Origin of the sequence: Massilia sp. BSC265 (genome assembly GCF_000740675.1) — a bacterium.
In the GTDB taxonomy this organism is placed as follows: domain Bacteria; phylum Pseudomonadota; class Gammaproteobacteria; order Burkholderiales; family Burkholderiaceae_D; genus Telluria.
Genome location: NZ_JPXI01000024.1, coordinates 266,058 through 275,233 on the forward strand (window position 1 = coordinate 266,058; position 9,176 = coordinate 275,233).

The following is a 9,176-nucleotide window of genomic DNA, read 5'->3' on the forward strand; positions in this document are numbered from 1 at the left end:
CAGAGGTCATCATGGAAGTCTCAACTGATTTAGCGCTTCGATCGTTTACTGAGGAATTGTGGTCGGTTCTGGCAGCACGCCGCAACACCTCGCTGCGCCGCCTGGTGGCGCCCGGTCCCGACGAAGAGAGCTTGCTGCGCATTTGCGAAGCGGCCGGGCATGCGCCTGATCATGCGAAGCAGCGCTCGTGGCGCCTCATCATGATTCCGGCACATAAGCGCGGTGAACTGGGATCGGCGTTCGTGGACGCGCTCGCAGAGCGCGAACCTGCCGCCGACGAACCGGCCCGCAAGGTAGCCTACGACAAGGCGTTTCATGCACCCTGCCTGCTGGTCGCGATCCTGCGCGACGATCCGGTCCTGACGGATGTGCCGCCGGCGGAACGCCTGGTTTCACTGGGGTGCGCGCTCCAGAACATGCTGACCGCGGCCCAGGCGCTTGGCATTTCAAGCGGCTTGGCCAGCGGCGCGTCGCTGGCGGGTTCCAGCATGCGTCGCCTGCTGGGACTCGAGTCGGGCGAGCAGGCCGTGTGCTTCATTGGTTTCGGCACCGCCGAGCGGCTCAAGGCTCCGCGCCCGCGGCCGCAGCCCGGACAATACCTGACGGTACTCTGAGTATGCGACAGGGTGCGGCAAGACGGTCTCTACACACCGCCGCACGACCCACAGCAGCCCCCGGACCGGGCGGGACGCCGCAGCAAGGGAAAACCGGAGCGCGAAATGGTGGTGTCGATTTCCTGGGGCGAGGTCAGGTCGTCATCGTAGCGCAGCTCGACCCGGCTGCTGCCCGCAGCGATTTCGACGGTGCGGATGCCAGGCATCGTCCGTAGCACGCCGAGCATTTTGTCGACGCTGGATTGGTCGAGTACTGCGTTCAGTTGAAGAGAATGTTCCATGTTTGCTCCTTGGGATTGATATCAGGTGTATTCCATCGTATCCGTGCCGTGCGACGGCTTCCTTAAAGCAGTTCACGTTTTGCGCATTGCGCTCCTCCGTCGTCAGCCGCAGCCGCCGATGTAATGGCACTCGGCGCAGCGTGCGCAGCCGTCGACCTTCTGCAAGGCACGTGCGCCGCACTCGGGGCATTTTTCAGCCGGACGCGCAGGTGCGGCGGCCATGCCGGTTGCCGTGGCAAGCACCCCCTCCGGGCTGGCGTGTCCGGCACTGCGCAGCCTCAGCAGGCGGTCCAGTTCCAGGACCGGCACCTGGTTGCCGTAGCCGTCAAGGAAGCCACGCCCGATCAGGATCCGCTGCAGCATGAAGGCGATCGCGGCCACCTCCGAATCGTGGTACACCGGCACCTGGACACCATCCTCGCGTGTGAGGAAGCCGCAGCGCACGGGTCCTTTTTCCCATACCACCTCGCGCATGTCGCCGAGCGCCTTCGCAATCGAACTTCCGGCCCGCGCTGCCATCGACAGCAGGCGCATGGTCGAAGTGATCCATTGCTGGCCGTCGCTGCGCTGGTTGGCCGGCATGAAGAACTCGAAGGGGCGTTCGATCCTCACCTCGCGCCCGTCGAGCACCCCGTCGACACGGATGAAGCTGATCGTGAGGTAGACCGCTTTCTTGCCTTCCTGGGTGCTGTACTCCACCTTGGAAGTGACCGAATCGAGCTCGCCGATCGGGCGGCTTTCGAAGCGCCTGCGCAGCGGATCCGTCTCGGCCGGGTTGGGCGGGACGGAGGAGGGGGCGGGAGCGGAGGGCCCCGGCGCGACGCTCAGGACGCTGCCGGTGACGCTATTCGGCCGGTAGGTGGCCAGGCCCTTGAGGCCGGCCCGCCAGGCTTCGGTGTACAGGTCCTTGAATTCGGCGTATGGATAATCGGCCGGCACGTTGACGGTCTTGGAAATCGCGGTGTCGATATAGGGCTGCACCGCCTCCATCATGCGCAGATGGTCGTGCGCAGACATCTCCAGCGCCGTCACGAACTGCCGTGGCAAAAAGCCTTCGCCGACATCGTGGCCCAGGTGGCGGTAAAGGCGCCAGGCATGGTCCGCGACCTCGTACGTGCGGGTCGTGTCGTCCGGCATGCGCTTCTTGCGGTGGTAGACCCACGAAAAGGCCGGCTCGATACCGTTCGAGGCATTGTCGGCGAAGGCCAGGGAGATCGTTCCTGTCGGCGCGATCGACAGCAGGTGCGAGTTGCGGATCCCGTGGAGGGCGATCTCTGCGCGCAAGGCATCAGGCAGGCGTTGCACGAATTGCCCGCCCAGGTAGCGCTGCGCATCGAACAGGGGGAACGGGCCCTTTTCCTGGGCCAGCGCGATCGACGCGGCATAGGCTGCGTCGCGCAGCTCGCGGGCGATACGGGCCGCCATCTCGCGGCCGTCGTCGCTGTCGTAGCGTATCCCGAGCATGACCAGTGCGCTGCCCAGTCCCATGAATCCCAGCCCCACCCGCCGCTTGTCACGGCCCTCGGCGGCCTGTTGCGGCAGCGGCCACTGGGTTGCATCGAGCGCCAGGTCGAGCATGCGCACGCCGATCGCGGCGACCTCGCGCATGGTATCGAAGTCGAAGCGCGCATCGGGGGAGAATGGGTGGCACACATACCGTGTCAGGTTCAGCGAGCCGAGGTCGCAGCATCCGTAGGGCGGCAAGGGCTGCTCGCCGCATGGATTGGTGGCCGCCAGGCGTTCGAGGTAGTACAGGTTGTTCTCCGCGTTCATGCGGTCGATGAACAGGACGCCCGGCTCCGCATGATCGTAGGTCGAGCGCATTACCTTGTCCCACAGGTCGCGGGCGCGCACCCGTCGGTACACCCACAGGCCGTCGTCGCGCTGGCAGGCGCCGTCGGCCATCGCGTCGGGGCCGGGTTCGGCCTGGTGGCGCAGTTCGATCTCGCCGTCGCCGAGGACCGCCGCCATGAATTCGTCCGTCACGCCGACGGACAGGTTGAAATTGCTGAACGCGCCGCCGTCCTTGGCGGCGATGAAGCGTTCGACGTCGGGATGGTCGATGCGCAGCACGCCCATCTGGGCACCGCGCCGTGCGCCCGCCGACTCGACGGTGCGGCATGAGGCGTCGAACACCTCCATGTACGAGACCGGTCCGGAAGCGCGGGAACGGGTGCCGCGCACGACGCTGCCGGCCGGACGGATCGGGCTGAAGTCGTAGCCGACACCGCCGCCGCGCCGCATGGTTTCGGCCGCTTCCGCCACGGCGGTGTAGATGCCGGGCAAGCCGTCGTGGCTGCCGGTGATCGAGTCCCCCACCGGCTGCACGAAGCAGTTCATCAGCGTGGCCTTGATCCCCAGGCCCGCCGCCGAATTGATGCGGCCAGCAGGGACGAAACCATGCTGCTGGGCCCAGAGGAAGCGCTGTTCCATCTCCTCGCGCAAGGACTCGGCCTCGTGGCCTGCCAGCGCACGCGCAACACGCGCGCGCACCTCGTCGATGCTGGTTTCGGGTCCTTTTGCGTACTTCTCGCGCAGTACGTCGACCGACACCTCCTGGGGAGGCATGGTTGCTGCGAACATGTGGTCATTGGCGTTCATGGTTCTCGGGATAGAGGGATCCGCATGGGATCCGGTTGGTTGATCTAGAACGCCGTCAACTATCCGCGCAAAGCCACGAGGCTGCCTTAAACTGGTTTAAGAAAGGGCGGGAGCCCGGGCGCCGCTATCAGCCCCGGCTGCGCACACCGGTGCAGCGGCGGGGGCGGGACCGCGCTTGCGGTCCAGTTTTTCCAGTTCTCCCGCAACGCGGGCTACCATCGCTTCAGCCTGTTCCGGATCGAAGCCGGCGTGGTAACGCTTCCTGACGCCGTGCTCGCCCAGCTGCCAGTGCATGTCGGGATCGACACCGTGGCGCGCCAGGCAGCTTCTTGCGCAAAGCAGTGGGCAGCCGTCGATCACCGCCACCGGCCGCCCGGACCTGGCGAGCCTCACCAGCGATGGCACGTCGCCACCGACTCCGGCGATACACGACATCTCGGCCGTTCCGAGGCGGTCGAGTGCAAGGGCAATGTGATTGGCCATCTGTGCGGCGCTGGAACAGCCCGAGCATGAATACACGAGCGGGAACGTGGACTTATCCTTGGGCATGCGTGTCTCCCCGGGGTGACGGACGGACTGGGACCGGGCGGCGCGGCAACAGACCGTCCAGCGAAAACAGCGGCTGCTCGATCGCGTCGAGGGTGTTCTTCACCAGCAGGCCCAGTTCGGTATCGCCTTCCATGAGGAGCCGGCGGCTGAAGAACAGCGTATCGGGATCTTCCCTGCGTGCGGCAAGCAATGCGAAGTCGCGCATGCTGGCGCTGATGCTGAGGTCGGCAATTTCGGATCGTCTCGTGGCCGAGAAGGCTCGCCCGTTCCAGCGGAAGTCGAAGGCAATCCCCGCGTCCAGTGCGCGCAGGCGCAGGCGCTTGCCGGTGAGTCCGGTGCGCACGTCGTCCGGCAAGTGCCGGGCCAATACCCGGTTGAGCGCCGCCGCGAACAGGTATGAACCCGGATACGCGGGCAGCAGGGACAGCAAGCGGCCGGCAGGCGCCGGCAGGTGTCGTGGTGAATGGTGCATGGATATCCTCGTCGTTCCGGCCGCGCTCATGCGGCCTGTTTGTCAAGCCCGGGCCTGCCGTGCCAGAAGCCGTCGCAGGCCGCCGCCGGCATCAGGCGTGCCATGTGCGCCGCAGCGGCGCTCCCGCTCAGGCTGCCTTCCAGTACTGCACGCGACAGGGCGACGACATCGATCATGTGCGCTGACTGGGGACTCAGGCGCACCACGTCCACGCCCATGGCGCGCATGGCGTCGAACTGGTCGAGCAGGTTGTAGACCAGGGCCGACTGGGTCTGGATTCCGTTCAGGATCAGGAAGGGCTGTTTCTCGCGCGTTTCCATGAGCAGGCCGTCGGGATGCTCGATGCAGCTGAAGCGGCAGTCGTCCTTGGGAAGGTTGCGGTGGCGCGCCGTGAAGCAGCGCGCCGAGAACGCCAGCGGCAGGCGGCCGTAGGCGAATACTTCCGTTTGCAATGCAGGTGGTTTCTCTCCAAGCAGGGCCGCCAGGCCGGCGCGCGACATCTCCAGGGGCATGACCCAGCGGATGGCGCCGGCCTTGGCCAGGATCGCCAGCGACGGCGCGCTGTACAGGTTCAGGTGAGGTCCGGCGACGAAGGGAAGTCCGTTCATGCAATGCACGGCGCCGAAGTCGTTCGCTTCGACCAGGTAGCGGCCATTGCCGGCGATCCGGCGCAGAGTGCCGAGGTCCGAGCTCGATTCGATCAGGACCTGGGTCGACAGCACGACCTGCTTGCCGGCCTGCTCCAGCATGGCGGCCAGCGCCAGCCAGTCGCTCAGGCGTAGTTCGTGCCGGCGCGAGCAGACGGCTTCACCGAGATAAACGATGTCGACCGGAGCTGCCGCCATCGCCTCGTAGAAGGCGAAGACGGTGTCGCGCGGCCAGTAGTATTGGATGGGACCGAGGGAAATCTTCATGGGGACTCCGGATGATTCATTTCCAGGGACGGTGATAGGCACCCAGCGTGTGCTGCTGGCCCTCCGCCACCTTGTCGAGTTCGGCCATCCAGGCCGGCCGAACGGAATAGCGCTGTCGTTCGGACGTACACAGGTCGATGGCGTCGCGCCAGACGCGCGTCACCTGCGCAACGTAGGCCGGGCTGCGCTGCCGGCCCTCGATCTTGATGGCGCGCGCGCCCAGCTTGATCAGCTTCGGCAGGATCTCCAGGGTATTCAGGCTGGTCGGTTCCTCGACCGCATAGTAAATATCGCCGCCCACGTCGAAGCGGCCCTTGCACAGCGTCGGGTAGCCGGCGTGCTCGGACGGGTCGTAGCGGTCGATCAGTACCTCGTTCAGACGGGCCTCGAGGCCGGCCGGCGTAGGCTGCCAGCGTACCGCCTTGGCAGGCGAGCACACCCCGTGGGTATTCGGCGACTCCCCGGTCGCGTAGGACGACAACTGGCAGCGCCCCTCCACCATGACGCACAGGCTGCCGAAGCCGAACACTTCGATCTCGACCGGGGTGTTGCCGATCACCTGTTCTACCTGCGCGAGCGAGAGCACACGCGGCAGCACTGCGCGTGCGATTCCGAAATGGCGGTGATAAAAATTGATCGCTTCCACGTTCGTGGCCGAGCCCTGTACCGACAGGTGCAGGCGCAGTTCAGGATGCACGCGGGCCGCATATTCCATCAGCCCGGGGTCGGCCAGGATCACGGCATCGATTCCTGCCAGTGCCGCACGGTCGATGGCCTGGCGCCAGGTATCCCAGGCGCCGGCCTGCGGGTAGGTGTTCAGTGCCAGGAAAACCTTGCGGCCGCGCCGGTGGGCATACTGGATGCCATCGGCGATGGACGCATCGCCGAAGTTCAGGCCCGCGAAGTTGCGCGCATTGGTGGCGTCGCGAAAGCCGAGGTAGACGCAATCGGCACCATTGTCCACTGCGGCCTTGAGCGCGGGGAGGCTGCCGGCAGGACAGACGAGTTCGACCGGCGCGCGCGCCGATGCCGCGCGGCTTTCATCGGATAGGGTAAATGACATGGATAGCGAGACGAGTAATGCCGGCCAGGGGCCGTGCTGTCGATCGGTGCCGGCATCGCGCCGGCGCTCCGGGAAAACGTCCGTCTTCCCATGTCACGACTATAGCGAGGGGGTACCTCGCCGTCCTTAAACTGGTTTAAGTACCGGGCAAGGAGCTGCTAGAGAAAACGCACCGGCTGCCCGTCCGGATCGAAAGCCACGAAGCGATCGATGGCGCCACGGTGCACGGCGTCGATCATCATCTTCAAGGCGCGTTCGACATCCTGGCCGGCCGGCGGCTGGCCGTCGCGGCCCGGCAGGGCCGCCACGAACACCATGTCCCATGGCTGGCCCGTGCGGCGCGACTCCTCGGCCAGGGACGCGAAGCTGGCCAGCTCGGCAGGCGTCTTGTCGACGCACATCACGGGTGTCAGCGCACCGCCGCGGCCGGCATCGAAGCGTTTCTTCTGCCCGGGAGAATGCGTTTGCGGCAGCTCGGCCGCAGCGAACACGAACAGCAGCTGCTGCGGCTCGTCCTGCGCGCGGGCTGCAGCAAGGAAATCGGAAAAGTCGTTGAGTTGCATGATATGAGATCGTAAAAAACACCAGTCTGCCATGCCGGGCCGGATCAATGCGCGAGATAGCGCCCGGGACGGTGGTTGATCGCCAGTGTCAGGTTGAGCACCGCGGTGCCAGCCAGCGAAAGCAGCCAGGCCGATGGGGGGAGCAGTGCGAGCGAGGCCAGCAGGATGAGCGCGTCGATTGCGAGCTGCACCAGGCCGGCCCGCCAGCCGAAGCGCTCCTGCAAGTAAATGCAGAGGATGTTGAAGCCGCCCAGACTGGCGCGATGGCGGAACAGCATCAAGAGGCCCACCCCGACCAGGATACCGCCCATCAGGGCGGCGTAGAGAGGATGCACCCGGGCCAGCTGCAGAGCGCCCGGCAGCATCTCGGTGCTCAGCGAGAACAGCAGCACCGCGCCAAGCGTCTTGAGGGTGAAACGCCAGCCCAGCTTGCGCAGGGCGAACGCATAGAAGGGCAGGCTCAGCACAAAGAAGATCTTGCCGAAGGCGATGCCGGTGGCGTAGTGGAGCAGCAGGCACAGTCCGGCGACGCCGCCGGTGACCAGGCCTGCGCTGCTCATCAGGGTGACGCCGAGCGAGACCAGCATGGTGCCGCCGACCAGTGCCTGCAGGTCGTCCAGCACCGAGTGCGGGACGCTGCCCGCGCCGATGGGCTGTCCTGTGCCGGCCATCGCCTTACTGCACCAGCGGCGTGTCGGCACCTTCCAGCGTCACGCCGGTGATGTCGGCCCGCCCCACCAGCAGTTGCAGGTACTGGTGCACCCCGCGTTGCCAGGCCGAGGTCGCGAGGTAGTCGGCGATCTGGGCGCGCACCGCCTCGAAGGGAAGCAGGCGGCCTTCCACCTTGCGCAGTACCTGGACGATATGCAGGCCGAAGCGGGTCTCGAGCAGGCGTTCGGCCAACTGGCCCTCGCCGAGGCGGAACAGGAGCTTGTCGAACTCGGGCACGCATTTGCCGCGCGACAGCTGGCCGAGGTTGCCGCCGACCGCGCCGGACGGGCAGTTCGAGTACTGGCGCGCCAGTTCGTCGAAACGCTCGGGCGCGGCGCGCAAGGCATCGAGTATCCCTTCCGCCGTGTCGCGCACCAGTTCCAGCGGCACGCTCTGCGTGACCTGGAACAGGATGTGGCGCGCCTCGGCCATCTCGCCGTTCGTGAAGCGCTGCGGATGGTTGCGGTAGAACTGGGCGCAGGCAGCTTCGTTGGCTTCCGGCACCCGCACTTCGCGCGCCAGGAGGGCTTCGACGCGCTCGTCATCATCCGTGCCCTCGATGTTCAGGCGCGCGGCTTCCTGCAGCAGCAGGGTGCGCAGCACGACCTCGTGCACCGCTTCCTTGAGCGGATTGGCCGCGTGCTGGTGGTGCGGCAGTTCGCGTTCGATGACGCTGTCGTCGATGTCGACGCCGTTGACGGAGAGTCCCATGATGCTTCCTTTAGCGAGGACGGACCAGCTGGAATGCGCGGCCCAGGTAAGTGACGGCGCCGAAGCCGCTCCACACGTGCACCAGGCGGGTGAACGGGAAGATGACGAACAGCGAGATGCCCATGAACAGGTGCAGCTTGAACACCAGCGGCGCATCGATGATGAAGCCGGCGGCGTCGCCACGGAAGGTGACGATGTGCTGGGCCCAGGTCATCAGGAGCACCATCATGTGGCCGTCCATGTGGCCGGCAGAGACAAAAATCGACGACAGGCCCAGCAGCAGGGTGCCGAGGATCCACAGCAGGACGATCTTGTCCTTGAAGGTGGTGGCGCGGCGCAGGCGGTCGTTGGCGATGCGGCGTGCCAGCAGCATCAGGATGCCGACCAGGCACAGGGTGCCCATGATGCCGCCCGCGACCATCGCGAACAGCTGCTTGGCGCCGTGCGGCACGCCGAGGGTGTCCCAGACCCAGACGGGAGTCAGCAGGCCGACTGCGTGGCCGAAGAACAGGCCGATGATACCGACGTGGAACAGGGGGCTGCCCCAGCGCAGGCTGCCGCGGTGCAGCACCTGGGTGGACTCGGACTTCCAGGTGTAGTGCTCGCGGTCGACGCGGGTCAGGATGCCGAGGAGGAAGATGGCGAGCGCGATGTAGGGATAGATCCCGAAGGTGAATTGGTGCAGGTAGTTCATGAT

11 protein-coding genes are annotated in these 9,176 nt (G+C 66.1%); 1 reads left to right on the forward strand and 10 read right to left on the reverse strand.

What is annotated here, in order from left to right; translation table 11 throughout:
- Positions 1-11 precede the first annotated feature (11 nt).
- Positions 12-614 (forward strand): nitroreductase family protein, encoded by a 603-nt coding sequence (locus tag MA09_RS05810; protein ID WP_036246130.1) that lies wholly within the window; start codon positions 12-14, stop codon positions 612-614.
- Positions 615-643: 29 nt separating this feature from the next.
- Here MA09_RS05810 and MA09_RS05815 read toward each other — a convergent pair whose 3' ends face one another.
- From MA09_RS05815 to narI, 10 genes are all read right to left on the reverse strand, one after another.
- Positions 644-895, reverse strand: a complete 252-nt coding sequence (locus tag MA09_RS05815) for a cation transporter (protein WP_036246131.1) — start codon at positions 893-895, stop codon at positions 644-646.
- 102 nt (positions 896-997) lie between these two features.
- Entirely contained in the window at positions 998-3,496 is a 2,499-nt protein-coding gene (locus MA09_RS05820; RefSeq protein WP_051933203.1) for an adenosylcobalamin-dependent ribonucleoside-diphosphate reductase, read from the reverse strand.
- A 96-nt stretch (positions 3,497-3,592) separates the two neighbouring features.
- Positions 3,593-4,045: a putative zinc-binding protein gene (locus MA09_RS05825; protein ID WP_036246133.1), complete on the reverse strand. Its 453-nt coding sequence runs from the start codon at positions 4,043-4,045 to the stop codon at positions 3,593-3,595.
- Positions 4,032-4,517, reverse strand: a complete 486-nt coding sequence (locus MA09_RS05830; protein ID WP_051933204.1) for an SCP2 domain-containing protein — start codon at positions 4,515-4,517, stop codon at positions 4,032-4,034. The genes MA09_RS05825 and MA09_RS05830 overlap by 14 nt, the downstream gene beginning before the upstream one ends.
- A gap of 26 nt (positions 4,518-4,543) precedes the next feature.
- Positions 4,544-5,431, reverse strand: coding sequence for a U32 family peptidase (locus MA09_RS05835; protein ID WP_036246135.1), 888 nt, complete (start codon positions 5,429-5,431; stop codon positions 4,544-4,546).
- A 16-nt stretch (positions 5,432-5,447) separates the two neighbouring features.
- Positions 5,448-6,494: a peptidase U32 family protein gene (locus tag MA09_RS05840; protein ID WP_036246138.1), complete on the reverse strand. Its 1,047-nt coding sequence runs from the start codon at positions 6,492-6,494 to the stop codon at positions 5,448-5,450.
- Between the two features lie 158 nt (positions 6,495-6,652).
- The gene (locus MA09_RS05845) at positions 6,653-7,057 is read right to left on the reverse strand and encodes a hypothetical protein (RefSeq protein ID WP_036246140.1); all 405 of its coding nucleotides are present in this window, start codon (positions 7,055-7,057) and stop codon (positions 6,653-6,655) included.
- A 44-nt stretch (positions 7,058-7,101) separates the two neighbouring features.
- Positions 7,102-7,728 (reverse strand): YitT family protein, encoded by a 627-nt coding sequence (locus MA09_RS05850; RefSeq protein ID WP_036246143.1) that lies wholly within the window; start codon positions 7,726-7,728, stop codon positions 7,102-7,104.
- Between the two features lie 4 nt (positions 7,729-7,732).
- Positions 7,733-8,479, reverse strand: coding sequence for a peptidylprolyl isomerase (locus MA09_RS05855; protein ID WP_036246145.1), 747 nt, complete (start codon positions 8,477-8,479; stop codon positions 7,733-7,735).
- Positions 8,480-8,489: 10 nt separating this feature from the next.
- Positions 8,490-9,173: a respiratory nitrate reductase subunit gamma gene (gene narI / locus MA09_RS05860; protein ID WP_036246147.1), complete on the reverse strand. Its 684-nt coding sequence runs from the start codon at positions 9,171-9,173 to the stop codon at positions 8,490-8,492.
- Between the last annotated feature and the right edge of the window lie 3 nt (positions 9,174-9,176).